Below are 16,540 nucleotides of genomic sequence, written 5' to 3'. Positions count from 1 at the left end.
CGCTTACAACTCAGTTATAACAACCTGGTGACGAGAGAACAATAGATCGGGCGGATGCTGTTCATAATCACATATCTTGTTATTTTTCACAGGAGCCTGGAAATTTTCCCGCCACCATTTTATGCATTCTCCCGGTTTGGATGATCCAGCAGGTTTTCAAACTGTTCCCGGATCTGCGGTGAAGACAAACCGACGATAACTTGGATGGCTTTTCCGTTTTTAACGATCCCGTGGGCCCCGGCGGAGAGAAATTGCTTCTCTGGTGCCGTTTTGGTTTCATCATGAACGGTGACGCGCAATCTGGTGGCGCAGTTGGTCACTTCCGCGATGTTGTCCGGCCCGCCCAATGCTTCCAAAAACCGGGCGGCTTTTTCTGCGTAATCATTTTTCTTTTGCTTGGCCGCTTGTTTTTCTTGGAAATCTTTTTTGGTGTACAGCTTGGTTTCCTGTTCTTCGTCATCTTCACGGCCCGGCGTTTTCACATCCAGTTTTAAAATCAAATAGCGGAACAGGAAGAAATAGATGGCCGTAAAGATCAAGCCGACTACGATTTGCGTCAAATAAGTGGTGCTGTGGTATTTAAACAGCGGAATCCAGTTTTGGATGGCCACTTCCAGCAATCCACCCCCCATATTTCCGGAAACCCCGAGGGAGTACATGATGGTGGACATGGTGGCCGCCAGGAGGGCATGAATCAGAAAGAGAACCGGCGCCACGAACAAAAAGGTGAATTCGATCGGTTCTGTGATTCCTGCGATCACGGAGGTGAGTGTCGCCGCGATCAACATTCCGGAGATGATTTTTTTCTTGGAGGATTTGGCCGTGACATACATGGCCAGTGCAATACCCGGAATTCCGAATATTTTTGAAAGCCCGTGTAAAGCAAAACCGCCTTCCGGGAACATTTCTTTTAATGATTGCGAATTATTGGTAAATTCATTCAAATGTTCCACCCAATATTTGACGATTCCGCCGTCCACCACGGCCGGACCGAAGATGAAAGGACCGTAGATAAAGTGATGCAACCCGGTCGGGATCAAAATTCGCTCAAGGAATGTGTATAACCAAACGCCCAATGCCCCGGATGAAGCAAGAAACCCTTGCATGGAAGCGATGCCTTTTTGAATGACCGGCCAACCCCAGGAAGTGAGGAGTGCCAGAGGCAGCATGACAAAAAAGCTGAGGATGACGATATAGGAGGTCCCTTGGAAAATCCCCAAAAAATCAGGCAACTTTTTATCGAAATAACGGTTATGAAGATAAACGACGATGGCAGAAATCAGGATGGCTCCAATGATACTGGTGTCTAACGTTTTAATGCCGGCAATTTCCGTCAGTCCGCTCACTCCGCCCGCTTCTTGTTCAAAATCAACACCAAATTGGGGCCCCCAAATGGTTAAAATGGCATTGATAAAATAGTTAAAGGTCAGATATGAGATCAAAGAAGCCAAAACGGCTCTGGCTTGGGCCTTTTTGGCCAGGCCGATCGGGATGCCGACCGCAAACAGCAAAGGCATTTGTTTGAATACCGCCCAACCGCCTGCTTCGATCACGGTCCAAAATTTGTACCAAAAGCTGTCGGGGTGTGCGAGAGAATTCATAATATCCTGATTTTTCAGCAGGGTGGTCAGCCCGACAACGATCCCTGCAAAGGGAAATAACAGAACGGGTACAAACATGGCTGCCCCAAAGCGCTGGAACTTTTGCAGCACGGAAATCACTCCTTGTTGTATAATTTTTTGTAACATGTTTTTTTGGGATTTTTGTTAACTTATAATTGAACTATGAATAATTTGTTAACGCTTACAAATAAAATATCTTATAATTCATGTTCCAACAATTGTTTTTGTTCATCTTGAAACAGAATCACTTTTTTTGAACATTTTCACACTGCATAAAAACTTTCCCATAAAAAATTCCATGGCCGGCTTATGCCTGTGCCATGGAATTTTTTACGAAATCATGCCGGAGGAAAGGTGAAAACCGGCCCAAACCAAAAACAAACCGAAGAAAAGGCTGGAGAGAAGATAAGCCCAAAATTTTCCCTTTCGCCTTTGTTGCCGGAGCCTTTCAGCTTCATAAGAAAAAGTGGAAAAGGTGGTGTAACCGCCGAGAAAACCCGTTGCAAACGGCCGGTTTGCCATCATCCAGGCGACCGGCAACCGGTCATGAATCCATCCCAAATAAAGCCCCATGATCAAACAGCCGGTCATATTGACAAGAAAGGTTCCAAGCGGAAATTTCCCGTCCCGGGCGGGAAACACCTCCGTGACCAGCCAGCGGCACATGGCTCCGATTCCCCCTCCCAATGCAATCCACATCATTTCCAACCGGCTTTCCCCCTTTGGGCCAGCCAAACCCCCAAGCGGGCAAAAAGCAGGCCGCCCGTGGTGGTGGCGACGATATAAAAAAGGGATAAAAGCGGAGGCAAGAGATGGGCTTCCACGCATAGCGTCGAGAAAGTGGTGTATGCCCCCAAAAGTCCGGTTCCCAATCCTTTTTGCCAAACCGGAGAAAAGGAGATTTTTCTTTGTTCATTCAACCAGGCCAACCCGAGACAGCCTGTCCAATTGGCCATCAGGGTTCCGAACGGAAAAACGGGGTCATTGAAATCCTGCGCCACTCCAAAGCGGAGCAAGGTTCCGACGGCACCGCCGATCCCGACGGCAATGATCATTCTCATACCGGCAGCTCCTTGTCTTTTTGGTTTAAGATTAGATCAAATTTTAACGGCCGGCAACATTACGAAGAAGATTCCGCCGATTCTTGTTTATCTTCTTCGTCTTCCACCACGATTTGGGAAGAGTGGTTGTCTACCATTTTTTCAATGATTTCCCCCACCCCGACATCTTCCCCGTTGGCGGTCAGTCCGATATTTAAAGTCCCGCTTAACGTTTCGACATGCAATTCGTGGATTTTATATTCGATTTTTTCGATGTGCACGGGTTTCAGTTGTTCTATGGCCTCTTTCAGTTGGCGGTTTTCTTGTTGCAGGCGCCGGATTTCTTGTTCCAAATATTTTAGCCGTTGATCCATCCAATCAAGAGGATGCTGGTACATGCAAACCATTCCCCCGGATTCTTTTTATCCTGGTTCCATTATATGATGAGGGTCTATGGATTCATGCCCTCCTTGTGACAAGACGGGCCCGCATCGAATAAAATATGGGCATCATACCAATGTACCGGCAAAAGGAGAGATGATGGTTGAAAAATACTTTCCGTAAAATGCCCTGGCATGAGCTGGCCCGTCAATTTTTGGGGGAGGACTTTTTTGAAGACATGCAAACGGCGGCCCGTCAAGATGAACCGGCAGCCGATGTTTATCACGGGGAAAATGAAGTGATTGTGGTGGTCAATTTGCCCGGACTGGAAAACGTTCGTGCTTTAGATTTGAAATTAGAAGGAAACAATTTGATTATTAAAGGGGATTATCCGTCTCCGTATGAGGGGTATCAAACCATCTTCTCGGAAAGAAAAAAAGGCATGTTTCAAAAGGTGATTCCTTTACAGGCATCGGTATCCAAAAGATATACGCATGCCAGATACCGCCGGGGGGTTTTGGAAATCCGTTTTCCGAAGAAGCCAAGGCAAAACCGATCCCTGCAAATATGACACCATGAGGAGGGGAAAGCGTGGGGACCATCAATAACATTCTGAACATCAAAATCAACAATATAAGTAACTCAGGTTCAGTCAATTTTGGAAACACGATCAATGTGGGGAATGACAGTTTGACCAAATCGTTGGGAGGATCTTCACCGATTGGCGATTTTCCCAAGAATTTGGATTTTGAGCGGAATGTATATTTTGATCCCGATCAATTTGATCAAAACGATTGAGGTGGTTTTCTTGTTGAAAGTGTGTATTCAATCCATTCGGATTTATACGGTGGGAGATGCCGGATCGTTTAACGTGGGAACAACGTTAAATATCATTTCAAAAAAGGGTGGAGGGGAAGAAGCTCCGCAACAGGTAGAAACGCCCACACCGGAGCCGACACCTCCGACCACCATGTCTGCTTGAAACACGGTTTGGCATTTGTCCCGTTTACGGGCCGTCGGGATGAAAAGCATTCTTTCGGGGGGCTGGAACCACCGGACGAATCCCGGTCGGACAAGCAAGAGGGAACCGGTCCATTTTTCCTCAGGCAGAAGGGGGTTGGGACACCATCAGCGTGAATTTTCCGGATAATTGGAATTCTCCTGTCAAAAAGGGCAGGATGAAATGGTCTCCTTTTTGAAAGGAGGCGGTTTGCCGGTTGATTCGGATTTGTCCCCGACCGCCGATGACACTCACCAGAAGGAAATTTTCAATGGTCGGGATCCGAACTGTTCCGTCGATTTCCCATTTTTCCACCGTAAACCACGGGCACTTAAGAAAGGTGGTAAACACAGCATTTTTTTGTTGGATGATTTGCGGCACAACCGGTTCCGGACGGTGAGGAACCCGGATGACATCCAAGGCTTTGTCAAGATGCAGTTCCCGCTTTTGCCCGTTTGGGTCCACCCGGTCGTAATCATAAAGCCGATAGGTGACATCAGAACTTTGTTGGGTTTCCAAAACAAGAATGCCGGCCCCCAAAGCATGGACGGTTCCGCTGGGGATATAGAAAAAATCGCCCGGTTTGACCGGAATGCGCTGCAAAAGATCTTCCCACCGGTTTTCCCTGATCATGGTTTGTAATTCATCTTTGCTCTTGGCTTGATGCCCCAGGATGATTTCGGCTCCCGGCTCGCAATCGAGGATGTACCAACACTCGGTTTTCCCGTGTTCTTCGTCTTCATGGACGCGGGCATAGGTTTCATCCGGATGCACTTGCACCGACAGATCGGAAGAAGCATCGATCAATTTGGTCAATAAAGGAAACGTTTTTTCCTTGCGGTCCCCAAAAAGCTCTTGGTGATTTTCCCACAGTTCCTGAAGGTTTTTGCCTTGATAAGGTCCGTTTTTTACAAGGCACCGGCCATGAGGATGGGCGGAAATGGCCCAGCATTCCCCGGTTTTTTCAAAAGGGACCGGATAATGAAATTGTTCTTGCAAACGGCGGCCGCCCCAAAGGCGTTCCTGAAAGACGGGTTTTAAAAACAGGGGTTCCAAAGACATCGGTGATGCTCCTTTCAACACAAAATCGGGGTTTTCCGGGAAACCGGCCGTTTCCCGGAAGAAAAATCAGTTTGGTTGGGTCAGCAGTTGAAAAACTTCGGCCGCGCTCCGGGAGTTTGCAAGCTGTTCGCGGAATGCGGAATCGATGAAACGCGCAGCCAGCATTTGCAGGATTTTTAAGTGTTCGTTGCCTGCCTGGTTTTCCGGAACGGCAATCATAAAAATCCATTGCACCGGTTCGTTGCCTTCCTCATCCCAGTTCATGCCGGAAGCTGTTTTCCCGCACGCAATGGAAGGCGTCCGGACCGCGGATGATTTTCCGTGCGGGATGGCGATGCCAAAACCGATTCCGGTGTGATGTTGTTTTTCCCGTTGGATGATTTCGTGGTAGAAAGCTTGACGGTCCAGGAGGACACCGTTTTCGTCGAGCAAATGCACCATTTCACGGATCACTTCATCTTTGGTCGCACCTTGAAGGTTCAGGTTGATGTGTTCGGGTTTGATCAAATCGCGGATGTCCACTAAAAGATTCCTCCTTTTCTCACGAATCGTTTTGGACCGGTTTTTTCAAAAAGTTTACGCTGAAGGCGGTGACGAGCGTTCCGCAAAGGATCGCCAGCAAAAAGACGGGAACGTTGCCGATGGCTTGAAAGAGAATCATGACCGGGCCGCCGTGCGGGACATTGTCACTGACTTGTCCGAGCATCGCGATGGCGGAAGCCACCATGGATCCGGCCATGATGCATGGAATCACCCGTAAAGGATCACGCGAGGCAAAAGGAATGGCTCCTTCGGTAATCCCCACCAATCCCATGGCGATGGCGGCTTTTCCGGCATCCAGTTCTTCCGGCTCATACTTCTTCTGATTGATCAACGTGGCCAACCCCATTCCGAGCGGAGGGGTGCAAATGCCTGCGGCCAGCGAGCCCATGATATACGGGTTTCCTTCGCCGATCATGGCGGCGCCGAACAAAAAGGCGACTTTGTTGACGGCCCCTCCCATGTCAAAGGCCACCATGGCTCCCAAGATCAACCCCAGAATCAATTTGCTGGTTCCTTCCATTTCGCTTAAGAAATGAGTCAGGCTTTCCATCAACATGGAGATCGGAGTTCCGACGACATAAATAAAAATCAGTGCAACGAGTAAAGAAGTAAAAAGCGGGATCACCAGAATCGGCATAATGGGCTGAAGTATTTTGGGAACCGGCAGTTGTTTGATCCCTTTGGCGATGTAACCGGCCAAAAATCCGGCAAGAATCCCCCCGATAAAACCGGCTCCGGCTTCACTGTTGTAAAAATGGCCGTTGGCCGCGATGTAACCGCCGATCATTCCGGGTGCAAGTCCGGGTCTGTCTGCAATACTCATGGCAATGAAACCGGCCAATATGGGGACCATGAACATAAAACCGGTCGTACCGACTTCATTGACCTTTTTCCAAATCGAATATTCAGGGATCACAAACCCGTCCGGTGTGGGAACCCCTCCCAATCCGAGGGAAAGAGCGATCAACAATCCCCCTATCACGACAAACGGAATCATGTAAGAAACGCCGTTCATCAAATCGCGGTAAACGTACTTTTTAATTTTGGATTCGCTCGCGGCGGCCCCGCTTTTGGTGGTTTGGTTTTCGGAATCATCCGCCTTTTCCGGTTGTTTTTGTGCCTTGCTTTCGTAGACGGGAACCTCTCCGTCCAGAAAGCGTTGGAAAAGTTCATCCGTTTTGTGGATGGCATCCTGAACGGAAACCATCAAAACCCGCTTTCCGTGAAATCTTCCTGGTTCGACATCTTTGTCGGCCGCGATGATAATCCCGTCGGCGGCCTCAATCTCTGCTTGGGTCAATGCATTTTCAACCCCGATTGATCCCCTGGTTTCCACTTTGATGTCAATTCCTTTTTCGGCCGCCGCTTGTTTTAATTTTTCAGCTGCGATATATGTATGGGCAATGCCCGTCGGACAAGCGGTGACGGCAAGCAATTTCATCGCAAGAAACCCCCTTTTTCATCCGGATTTCATGATCAATTCATATAAATCCGCCGGATGGTCGGTCAGTTCGACCAGCTCTTTGTAAAAGTGCTCGGCCATTTCTTTGTCCGTCCATTTGATCGCCGGGATGATCACAAAAGATACCGGGTTTCCATCCCATGAAACCGGAGTCGGCAAATGGGCGACAGCAACCGCCGATTTCACGATTTGATCCATCAACCCGTGCGGTGTGGCGATGCCCCCGCCAATATAGGTACCGGCTAACGCTTCACGCCGGATGGCGCTGGAAACATAGCCGGGTTCGACATACCCCTGCCGCACCAATTGTTGCCCCAGCTGTTGGATGACTTCTTCTTTGCCGGAGGCTTTCAGATCCCGGAACACAAGCGAAGATCCAAGCCATGATTTGATCACCGGAAAAGCTTCTTTCCCGTCAAAGGGAAGCCTCTTCCTTTTGATAAAATCCGCAAGCTTTTCCCGGTCTTGTTCCGAAAATAACGGGGAGATGCAAATGGACGGAACGGTTGGATGTTCCAAGGGAACGGTACTGACCAACAGATCCGGACGGCAAGCGGCGATGCCCTGATCCAGTTTGGATTCCGGCAGGGTGGCTGCCAACTGCAACTCGGGAAAAGTACGTGTGATTTTGGCGGCGAGCAATTGGGATGTCCCCATGCCCGTGGTACAAACCAAAAGGATTTTAACCGGGCGGGATTGATTTTTCCGCCGTTCCAAAGACGCTTGAAAATGAAGGGTGAGATAACCAATCTCATCTTCCGGGAAGGAAAAAGGCATGTCCATTTTTTCTTTCAACCAAGTGCAGGCAAAAACCAAGGTTTCAAATGTATAACGATAGAGCCGTTTGATTTCCTGCAGCATGGGATTGGGTGAATGCAATTGATGTTTCAGCCGGATCACGGCGGTGTGAAAATGGATTGCCAAACCCGTGAACAGTTCTTCATCCCGGGTGAACGGGAAATGGGTGATGGCTTCCATTTTTTTGATCAGCTGCCGGGCCCAGGTGACGGCTTCCCGGTCCAATGGAGAAACCGTGTTGTAAAACGGGGAGCGGTAATGGATATTGGCGCTCAGCAAATACAGCGTGATGTATGCGATTTCATGTTCCGGCAGCTGAAAGGCCAATTTTTGCCCGAGTTCGGCAGCATATTGCCCGATCCAAACGTACTCTTTCCTTTTTTTCAATGAAGAATGCTCCCGGTCGTCCAAACGGACCACATGGCCTGCTTTGCAACGCTTGATTGCAATGACAAGATGAATGATCAGGCGGGACAATGATTCGTCTGAAAAGGAATACCCCATGGCTTCTTCAAAGCGGCGGATCATATCGGAAACAATCAAGGTTTCCTGTTGAAAACGCCGGTCCCGGGAGAGAGGAAACTTGCTTATTACACGGGCCAACAATTCCCGGCATTTTTTCTCCTCCCCCCGGATGCTAAAACGGGAAGGGGAGATTCGGACCAGACGGAGTTGAAAGGATTGCAAATGTTTGCTGATTTCAGCCAGATCGTGATGAATGGTTGCTTTGCTGACATAAAATCGCCGGGCCCATTCCGCGGGGGTGGGAGACTTCTTGCTGAAAAAGAGGTCCAACAACATTTCATTTCTTCTAACCGCCGGTTCCGTTCCGGTTGGAAAACGGGCGGAACGGACAGCCAGATGTTCCAGTTTTTCTTTCTCTTTTTCGCTGGCATATAGGAAGATCCCGACCCCCGGCCGGCGGCAAATCTCGGCGTCGGACCGGGATGACAGCCAGCCATCCAGTTGTTTCAAGTCATTGCGGATGGTTTTTTCAGAGACCTTCAGCTCCCGGGCCAGTTCTTTGGTTGTAACCGGTTTCTTTTCTCGGAGCAATTGCAGCAAAAGCTGTTTTCTTCGCTTGATCATCCGTGGTCACCACCGTGATCGTTGTGAAGCGATACAAGTTATATTTTTATTATAAATGTAATCTTGTTTGGGTATGATAAAATCATTTCCGCAACCTTATGGTAAGGGCTGAACGTTTCATCTCCTTTTGAGAAGTGTTAAAATATGTTTACCGTTTTCGGAAGCATTCAGGAGGTGGATTCCTTTGATCAAAGAAGGAGATCAAGCCATTGACTTTACGCTTGAAGCCACAAACGGGGAAACCGTGTCTTTATCTGATTTCAAAGGCAAAAATGTGGTTCTGTTTTTTTACCCCAAGGATCAGACACCGGGCTGTACCAGAGAAGCTTGCGACTTTCGGGATGCCTATCAGGAATTTTCGGACCTCAACACCGTGATTTTGGGAATCAGCAAAGATTCCATTGCTTCCCACCAAAAGTTCATTGAAAAGCAGAATCTGCCTTTCCTTTTGCTGAGTGACCCGGAGGGAGAGGTTTGTGAAAAATACGGAGTGATCAAAGATAAAAACATGTTTGGAAGAAAGTACAAGGGGATTGAACGTTCCACATTTGTGATCGATAAAGATGGGAAGATTGCCAAAGCTTACCGGAAAGTGAAAGTTGCGGATCATGTGCAGGAAGTTCTGCAGTTTGTCAAAGAAAACTTACAGTAGGACGGGAAGAAGGGTTTCCCGGCGAAACCCTTCGGACTGCTCCTGTCAAATGGTTTCACTGATTTTTGCCGTTTTACGGACGGAGGTGGAACATGGATTTTTATACATATGATTTGCCGGACTATTATGACTGGACCTCAACGGGGCTGGATCATGACATCACTTATTACACGGAACTGGCCAAACAACAGGGTGGTCCGGTTTTGGAATTGGGCTGCGGAACCGGCCGGTGCACCCTTGCGATTGCGAGGGAAGGCATCCCTGTCGTCGGATTGGATTTGAGCGAACCGATGTTAAAAAGGGCCGAAAAAAAGGCCAAAGAGATGAATTTGGACGGGAACATCGAGTGGGTTCACGGCAATATGGCGGACTTCCGTCTGGACCGGAAGTTTCCCCTGATCATCATTCCTTACCGGTCTTTTTTGCATCTGTTGACGGTGCGGGATCAGGTCAATACGTTGAAATGCATTCGGCAGCATTTGACGGATGACGGGGTTTTGGCCTTTAATGTTTTTGTCCCGTTCATTAAACATTTATATGAAATGGACAATCAGTATGCCTACAGAGGAACGTTTCCTGTCCCGGGGACGGAAGAAACGGTTGAGCTTTATGACTTTACCGAATTTGATCATTTTTCCCAGCTGGCTCATGTCATTCGCTATTTTGAACACTACAGCCCGTCCGGCCGGCTCAAGGAGCGGATCCGGACCACCTTTCGCTTAAGGTACATTTATCCATCGGAACTGAATCATTTGCTCACTTTCTGCGGATTTAAAGTGATCCGTCGGTACGGGAACTTTCGTTATCAGCCTTTTGACAACCGGAGCCGGGAATTGATCATCGAAGCAGTCAAACGCAAATAGACAAGAAAGAGGGAGTGTTTTGAAACCGAAACCCAAACGAGTCCAAACAGGGAAGATTCTGGAGCTTTTGGAGCAGATGTATCCGGACGCTCATTGTGAACTTCATTTCAAGAATCCGTTCGAACTTTTGATTGCCACGATTTTGTCTGCACAATCCACGGACAAACAAGTGAATAAAATCACCAAACCCCTGTTTGCCAAGTTTCCGACCCCGCAAGATTTTTTAACATTGACCGAGGAAGAGTTGGCTGAACACATTCGCGGGATCGGGCTGTTCCGGAATAAAAGCAAAAATATCCTGCAAACTTGCAGGATTTTGGTTGAAGAATATGAAGGGGAAGTCCCGCAACAGAGAGAGAAGCTGGAAGCTTTGCCGGGGGTTGGCCGCAAAACGGCCAATGTGGTGCTTTCCAATGCTTTTGGGGTCCCGGCCTTGGCTGTGGACACTCATGTGCACCGGGTGGCCAATCGCTTGGCTTTGGCAGACAGCAAGACCCCGCTTGAAACCGAGCGCCAATTAACGCGGAAAATTCCCCGCAACCTGTGGAGTGATACCCATCACCGCCTGATCTGGCACGGTCGTCGTTGTTGCACGGCCCGGAATCCGAAATGTGATCTCTGTGATTTGCTTCCTTATTGCTGGTATGGAAAAAACCGCGGGGATATTTCGGAAAAGAAATGACCCTGATATAAAAAAACAGGCATGAATTGCCACCGGCCGGGCATCATGCCTTTGGTGAAAGGTTCAAGTGTTTGCTTGTTCCTTTTTTTCTTGTTTTTGGCTGATCCGCTCGTGGACAAAGCCCAGGTAAAGAGCTCCACAAGCGACGATGAAATTAAAGATTTCGGTGGTAAGAGTGATGTTTACAAGGCCGAAGAGCTGGTTGCTGAATAAACCGTAAACGGCCAGCAAACCATAAAGGATACCAAAGACTCTCATGGCAAGCCGGTTCCAATTTTCTTTCAGGCTCGCCCCCAAATAGATCAGACCGCTCACCAAGTGAATGAGATTGTGCGTGAGCGTCAATTGGAGGGACTCATTGGATGACAGGAAGAAACCGGCAATCCCGATCAGTGTGAGAACTCCTCCGTAAATTTGCGACCACAATTTCAACATGGAATTCACTCACTTTCTTTTTTTGTTTTTTGATGGATATATATGATCTTTTTTTCCGGAACATGCCCGTTTGGGGGGGAGAATGTGAACCGGCGGGGGATGCAAGGGAAAGTGCGGGGCGCTGAAACCGCATTGACAAGAAGGCAAAACAAGAAGTAGACTAATTATATATATTATTAAATTAGAATCGTTCCTTTTTTGCTGCGAACATATTAGAGAGGTGGAAATAGATGAGTAACAGCCGACTAGAAAAGGCTGTTGAAACCCTGAAAGAGAATGGTGTGCGCATGACGCCGCAACGGCATGCGATTCTCAATTACCTTTATTCAACCATGGGACATCCAACAGCTGATGAGATTTACAAGTCATTGGAAGGCACTTTTCCCAATATGAGTGTTGCCACGGTTTATAATAATTTGCGGTTGTTTAAAGATGCCGGCTTGGTTCGTGAATTGACGTACGGAGATTCTTCCAGCCGTTTTGATGCCAATATGGTGGATCATTATCATGTGATTTGCCGGAAATGCGGGAAAATCACGGATTTTGACCACATGCCTCTGCTTGAGATTGAAAAAAAAGCGGCGGAAATCACGAACTATCAGGTTCATACCCACCGCTTGGAAATATACGGAATTTGTCCGGATTGCCAAGTGAAATCGAAACAGTAAAAAACCCTGCCCCGTATGGAAGCAGGGTTTTTTAGGGGCTGAAACCGGCCATTGGCTCTTTGTGGACGGCAGTCGGCAGAACGGCTTTTTGGGGGTCCAGTTCCACCTTGCGGCGAAGGTTGTGCAACGTGCCGTCGGCATCCATTTCCGCGTGATCCCCGGTGCTGATCCAGCCGTTGGTATATACGTTGGTGTCTGATAAGGGGATCTTGTAATAGCCCGAGATGACTTGCGGGATTTTAATCATCAACTCCCCGTCGGCTTGAATGCGGAGTTCGATTCCCGGAAGCGGTTTCCCCGCCGTTTTCGGTTGCGGGCAGGACAGGTTGGTTGCGGAAATGACCGAAGCGCATTCGGTCAGGTAATACGATTCCACCACCGGCAGATTGATGCACCAAAAAAAGCGATGGACTTTTTCATTCAAGGGTGCCCCTCCGGAGAGAATAAACCGGACCCGTCCGCCCAATTGCTTTTGAAGGGGCGCAAACAAGAGGGTTTGCGACAGGGATTGATGCAGTTGCAAAGAGGATGGGACAGACCAGTTGTATCCTTTTCTTTTCAATCCGTATATTTTCTCTGCTTGACGAAGGGCGTGTTGAAATAAAAATTTTTTGGCCGGGGACGATTGGATTTGTTTATTCAAATACTCATAGATGGTATGCACCAAAACCGGCGACAAAGAGAACAGCGTCGGTTTGATCCGTTTGCTGGCTTTCACCCAGTTGGCATCCCTGGCAATGTAAGTGATCTCCGCCCCTGTCGCCAGCGGGGCCAGGTAGCCGGCAATCCGCTCAAAAGGATGGGACAGGTTTAACACCGACAGCAGACGGTCGTGTTTTGTATAAGGAATCACGTACAGAAAGCTCTGGAGATTGTTCAGAATATTCCCGTGTGAAAGCAGAACCCCTTTTTCGGTTTTCGTCTTGTCATTCGGGTAATAAATGACCGCGACATCCAAAGGCTGGATGGAGGGATAGGCCCATTCCTGCTCTTCGTTTGCAATCGACTGGCCGATCTGGATGATGGTTTCAAATTGCAAAGCCCCGAGAGATCCATCGGCTTTTCCGTTTAACAAGATGGAATGTTGCAGCAGGTCGGATGCACCTTTTACCTTTTCCAGCAATTCATACCGATCCGTAATGATCCCTGTCACATCGGCGTGTCTCAAAATCTTGCGGATCTGATCAGGATGCCGGTTGGGGTGAATCGGCACGCTTGTGGCTCCCAGGCTTAAAACGGCAAATTCACTGATCACCCAGCGGGGGTGATTTTCTGCAATGACGGCAATCTTTGCGCCGGGTCGGATTCCGATTTTCTCCAAACCGAATGCAAAATCCCGGATCATGTTCCAAAGGCGTTGATAACTCAATTTATGTAACTCATCATTTTCTTCCCAAGAGAGTGCCGTTCGTTCCGGAAACCGTTTGACGGTTCGCGACAGCATTTCCAGAAGATTGTGTGATTTCACGCGTTTTGCCTCCTTTTCTTTCCATACATAGTCCGGATCGGATGCATATCATCGGAGGACTTCACGCATAGTTGTTCGAGAAAACTCGGGAGAATCCTTTTTTTGTAAGAAAAAAGAAAAAAAACCAACCGGTCATTGGTTGGGATGGGCATAAAATATGGCGGTTCAGAAAGAATCTTCTTTTTTTAAAAGGTGTTTCAACCACCTTTTTTGTTGTTCCGGGGTGGGGACCGGACAAGTTTGCTTTCTCCGGTTCCAGCGGTGGCGGTTTTTTGCCGCGAACCGGTAGACCGCATCGCGCAAGGGGCGTGGAATGAGGAAAAACAGTCTGGTGAAGACTGAAAAACGGGTCAATCTCTGCAATATGCGGAGAACCGCCGTGGACCGGGTGAAATAACGCCCTTGTTCAATGAGAATGACCGAGTCAAGCGTAGAAAAAGGGACTCCAAAGCGTTGGGAAAGCCATTCGCTTTCTTCGGATTTCAAGGAGGCAAACCGAAAATAACCTTGGGAATCCCGTTGGATGATCCACCGCACCCATCCGTTACAGAGGGAGCAGTCCCCGTCAAACAAAATGATCCCGTGATGCCTCAGGGAGGACGGAAGAAGGTTTTTATGGTTCACTTTTCCATGCTCCCGTCGGGGGATCCGGAAAGTGCTTCCACCGGAGCATCTTTCGGATCGAGGGACAAGATGGCTTTACAGTGCATGCATTCGTCTTTTTTGCCCAAAATTTTGGTCGGTTTGTTGCAGGAAGGGCAAACGACCTGCACCGAGTGTGTGGAAAGAATGCCGACCCAAAAGTAGATCCCCACACTGGCCAAAACGAAAATCATACCGAGGACAAAAAACAAAACCATCAAGCTTTGAAAGAAGAAACCCAGGTACATGACCCCGACTCCGGCAAAGATCAAGAGCATGGCAAAAGTGCGGATTTTATTCAGTTTCCCGGACAGCAGCATGATGCTCCTCCTTCAAGTTGAAATCAGCTCGATTTTATCATGAACCGATTTTTAGTACAATGGAACAGCGGTTGATGGGACCGGCGGAACAATGATTGCATGAAATGTGAGGGTGACGGATATGTCAGACAGAAAAAAAGTGACCGTGGCCATGTTGATTGCCACGTTTTTGTCAGCGATTGAAGTGACGGTTGTCAGTACGGCGATCCCACGGATTGCCAGCGATTTGGGGGGACTTCAATATATCAGCTGGGTGTTTGCCGCCTATTTGCTGGCATCCACGGTGACCATCCCGATCTTCGGGAAGCTCGCAGATCTGTTCGGGCGCAAACGGATTTTTATGTTCGGGGGAATTGTGTTTTTGATCGGTTCCATGCTGTCGGGGATCGCCGGCTCCATGACCGGGTTGATCTGGTTTAGGGCGGTGCAGGGTATCGGGGCCGGTGCACTGAACCCGACCACGTTTACCATTATCGGGGACCTTTACCCGTACGAGCAGCGGGCCCGAGTGCAAGGCTTATTCAGTTCGGTTTGGGGATTGGCCGGGTTGGTCGGCCCTTTGATCGGCGGCTTTTTGGTTGATTATATTTCCTGGCGGTGGATTTTTTACATCAATTTGCCTTTCGGATTGCTTGCCATGTTGATGGTGATGCTGTTTTTAAAGGAAGAAGGGGAAATCAAGGAAAAGCCGGAAGTGGATTATCCGGGCGCTTTTACTTTTTTCATTGCCGTCACTTCTTTGTTGTTTGTGCTCTCGGTCGGAGGAACGGAAGTCTCTTGGAACACACCTTATTTGCAGGGGCTTGCGGCTTTGGGGGTCGTCGGTTTCATCCTGTTTTTTTGGATTGAAACCAAGGCTCGCGAACCGATGCTTCCGCTCCGCTTGTTTCAAATCCCGTCCATTCTGGTGGCGAATGTTATTTCCTTTTTGGCCAGTTCGATTTTGATTGCTTTAAATGTATATACGCCTTTATGGGTGCAAGGGGTGATCGGTTACGGAGCCGCCGGATCGGGAATGGTGTTGTTGCCCATGTCGCTTGCCTGGATGTCGGGGGCGTTTGTCGGCGGGCGGTTGATGTTGAAAACGGGCCCGCGCCTGACCGCGTTTTTCGGCATGATGTTTATATTGGCGGGATGTCTGGCTTTGGGCAACATTGATATTCACACCCCGGGTTGGATCTTGCCGGTTGTCATGTTGGCAAACGGATTCGGCTTCGGCTTTGTGATGACCGTTTGCACGGTGATTGTCCAATCCTCTGTAAAATGGAACCTGCGGGCAACGGCCACCGCCTCCAACACTTTTTTGCGCTCCCTTGGACAAACAGTGGGGGTCACGGTGTTTGGAGCGCTGTTTAACCTGTCATTGCAAAATCAAAAAATGCAGATCCCGGCTTCAGAAATCAACCGCCTGCTGGATGCACACCGTTTGTCCGCGGTCCCGGAAGGGCTTTTGTCGGGGTTGCGCGAAACCTTGGCACTGGGCATGCACCATATTTTTTTAATTTTAATTGGAATTGCGGTGATCAATCTGGGATTGACGCTTGCTTTGCCGGCCAGAAAGCCGGATGTTCAAGCAAGGACGGTGAGCGATCAGGCATAGGAGGAGGCGACGGCCTCCTTCTTCTGTTAATCAGGAATAAAATTTTTAAAAAAAGGTGTTGACTTGTGTTGGGGAAGATGATAATATCATATTTGTCGCCGCGAGAGAGCGGCAAAACAAAACGAAATGAAGTGTTCCTTGAAAACTGAAGAGTGAAGACATGACTCGTTAATTCTTGAGAGTACACATCAAACTTTTTTGGAGAGTTTGATC

Annotated in this window: 20 protein-coding genes; 8 read left to right on the top strand and 12 right to left on the bottom strand. The window is 48.5% G+C overall.

What is annotated here, in order from left to right; genetic code table 11:
- Window positions 1-119: 119 nt before the first annotated feature.
- The 4 genes from I8U21_RS14015 to gerPC form a co-directional block, all read right to left on the bottom strand.
- The gene (locus I8U21_RS14015; protein ID WP_198054141.1) at window positions 120-1,712 is read right to left on the bottom strand and encodes an alpha-glucoside-specific PTS transporter subunit IIBC; all 1,593 of its coding nucleotides are present in this window, start codon (window positions 1,710-1,712) and stop codon (window positions 120-122) included.
- 240 nt (window positions 1,713-1,952) lie between these two features.
- Window positions 1,953-2,324 (bottom strand): fluoride efflux transporter CrcB, encoded by a 372-nt coding sequence (gene crcB / locus I8U21_RS14010; RefSeq protein WP_232334028.1) that lies wholly within the window; start codon window positions 2,322-2,324, stop codon window positions 1,953-1,955.
- On the bottom strand, window positions 2,321-2,683 hold the full coding sequence (locus I8U21_RS14005; RefSeq protein ID WP_198054140.1) for a fluoride efflux transporter FluC: 363 nt from the start codon (window positions 2,681-2,683) through the stop codon (window positions 2,321-2,323). Before I8U21_RS14005 ends, crcB begins: the two co-directional genes overlap by 4 nt.
- A 59-nt stretch (window positions 2,684-2,742) precedes the next feature.
- On the bottom strand, window positions 2,743-3,060 hold the full coding sequence (gene gerPC / locus I8U21_RS14000) for a spore germination protein GerPC (protein WP_232337685.1): 318 nt from the start codon (window positions 3,058-3,060) through the stop codon (window positions 2,743-2,745).
- 146 nt (window positions 3,061-3,206) lie between these two features.
- Here gerPC and I8U21_RS13995 point away from each other — a divergent pair, with 146 nt between their 5' ends.
- Genes I8U21_RS13995 through I8U21_RS13985 form a run of 3 tightly spaced genes read left to right on the top strand, consistent with a single transcriptional unit; the run spans window position 3,207 to window position 4,025 of the window.
- The gene (locus I8U21_RS13995; RefSeq protein ID WP_181732794.1) at window positions 3,207-3,614 is read left to right on the top strand and encodes an Hsp20/alpha crystallin family protein; all 408 of its coding nucleotides are present in this window, start codon (window positions 3,207-3,209) and stop codon (window positions 3,612-3,614) included.
- A 20-nt stretch (window positions 3,615-3,634) separates the two neighbouring features.
- Window positions 3,635-3,841, top strand: a complete 207-nt coding sequence (locus tag I8U21_RS13990; RefSeq protein ID WP_082240704.1) for a spore germination protein — start codon at window positions 3,635-3,637, stop codon at window positions 3,839-3,841.
- A complete protein-coding gene (locus I8U21_RS13985) occupies window positions 3,765-4,025 on the top strand; it encodes a hypothetical protein (protein WP_181732849.1) in 261 nt (86 codons plus the stop codon). The genes I8U21_RS13990 and I8U21_RS13985 overlap by 77 nt, the downstream gene beginning before the upstream one ends.
- A 120-nt stretch (window positions 4,026-4,145) precedes the next feature.
- Here the strand turns inward: I8U21_RS13985 and manA are convergent, their stop codons facing one another.
- The 4 genes from manA to I8U21_RS13965 form a co-directional block, all read right to left on the bottom strand.
- Entirely contained in the window at window positions 4,146-5,105 is a 960-nt protein-coding gene (manA, locus tag I8U21_RS13980) for a mannose-6-phosphate isomerase, class I (protein ID WP_198054138.1), read from the bottom strand.
- A gap of 66 nt (window positions 5,106-5,171) precedes the next feature.
- On the bottom strand, window positions 5,172-5,627 hold the full coding sequence (locus I8U21_RS15395; RefSeq protein ID WP_181732792.1) for a fructose PTS transporter subunit IIA: 456 nt from the start codon (window positions 5,625-5,627) through the stop codon (window positions 5,172-5,174).
- Window positions 5,628-5,646: 19 nt separating this feature from the next.
- Window positions 5,647-7,089, bottom strand: coding sequence for a fructose-specific PTS transporter subunit EIIC (locus tag I8U21_RS13970; RefSeq protein ID WP_198054137.1), 1,443 nt, complete (start codon window positions 7,087-7,089; stop codon window positions 5,647-5,649).
- Between the two features lie 18 nt (window positions 7,090-7,107).
- Entirely contained in the window at window positions 7,108-8,997 is a 1,890-nt protein-coding gene (locus I8U21_RS13965; RefSeq protein ID WP_198054136.1) for a BglG family transcription antiterminator, read from the bottom strand.
- Between the two features lie 187 nt (window positions 8,998-9,184).
- Between I8U21_RS13965 and bcp the strand changes: the two genes are divergently transcribed.
- From bcp to nth, 3 genes are all read left to right on the top strand, one after another.
- Window positions 9,185-9,649: a thioredoxin-dependent thiol peroxidase gene (gene bcp / locus I8U21_RS13960; RefSeq protein ID WP_309544832.1), complete on the top strand. Its 465-nt coding sequence runs from the start codon at window positions 9,185-9,187 to the stop codon at window positions 9,647-9,649.
- 92 nt (window positions 9,650-9,741) lie between these two features.
- Window positions 9,742-10,512: a class I SAM-dependent methyltransferase gene (locus tag I8U21_RS13955; protein ID WP_181732789.1), complete on the top strand. Its 771-nt coding sequence runs from the start codon at window positions 9,742-9,744 to the stop codon at window positions 10,510-10,512.
- 19 nt (window positions 10,513-10,531) lie between these two features.
- Window positions 10,532-11,194, top strand: coding sequence for an endonuclease III (nth, locus tag I8U21_RS13950; protein ID WP_181732788.1), 663 nt, complete (start codon window positions 10,532-10,534; stop codon window positions 11,192-11,194).
- 63 nt (window positions 11,195-11,257) lie between these two features.
- Here the strand turns inward: nth and I8U21_RS13945 are convergent, their stop codons facing one another.
- Window positions 11,258-11,629, bottom strand: a complete 372-nt coding sequence (locus I8U21_RS13945; protein WP_198054135.1) for a DUF4383 domain-containing protein — start codon at window positions 11,627-11,629, stop codon at window positions 11,258-11,260.
- Between the two features lie 230 nt (window positions 11,630-11,859).
- On the opposite strand from I8U21_RS13945, the gene I8U21_RS13940 reads away from it, so the two are divergent.
- Window positions 11,860-12,297 (top strand): Fur family transcriptional regulator, encoded by a 438-nt coding sequence (locus tag I8U21_RS13940; protein ID WP_181732786.1) that lies wholly within the window; start codon window positions 11,860-11,862, stop codon window positions 12,295-12,297.
- A gap of 31 nt (window positions 12,298-12,328) precedes the next feature.
- Here I8U21_RS13940 and I8U21_RS13935 read toward each other — a convergent pair whose 3' ends face one another.
- The 3 genes from I8U21_RS13935 to I8U21_RS13925 form a co-directional block, all read right to left on the bottom strand.
- Window positions 12,329-13,765, bottom strand: coding sequence for an AMP-binding protein (locus I8U21_RS13935; RefSeq protein ID WP_181732785.1), 1,437 nt, complete (start codon window positions 13,763-13,765; stop codon window positions 12,329-12,331).
- Between the two features lie 165 nt (window positions 13,766-13,930).
- Complete coding sequence (locus I8U21_RS13930) at window positions 13,931-14,389, bottom strand: thiol-disulfide oxidoreductase DCC family protein (protein ID WP_309544831.1); 459 nt, start codon at window positions 14,387-14,389, stop codon at window positions 13,931-13,933.
- Complete coding sequence (locus I8U21_RS13925) at window positions 14,386-14,727, bottom strand: DUF2614 family zinc ribbon-containing protein (protein ID WP_181732784.1); 342 nt, start codon at window positions 14,725-14,727, stop codon at window positions 14,386-14,388. The genes I8U21_RS13930 and I8U21_RS13925 overlap by 4 nt, the downstream gene beginning before the upstream one ends.
- A gap of 121 nt (window positions 14,728-14,848) precedes the next feature.
- On the opposite strand from I8U21_RS13925, the gene I8U21_RS13920 reads away from it, so the two are divergent.
- A complete protein-coding gene (locus tag I8U21_RS13920; protein WP_198054134.1) occupies window positions 14,849-16,327 on the top strand; it encodes an MDR family MFS transporter in 1,479 nt (492 codons plus the stop codon).
- Window positions 16,328-16,540: the final 213 nt, after the last annotated feature.

Origin of the sequence: Thermoactinomyces sp. CICC 23799, from assembly GCF_016055145.1 — a bacterium.
Taxonomy (GTDB): domain Bacteria; phylum Bacillota; class Bacilli; order Thermoactinomycetales; family Thermoactinomycetaceae; genus Thermoactinomyces; species Thermoactinomyces intermedius.
This window is presented reverse-complemented; position numbering and strand designations above follow the sequence as displayed.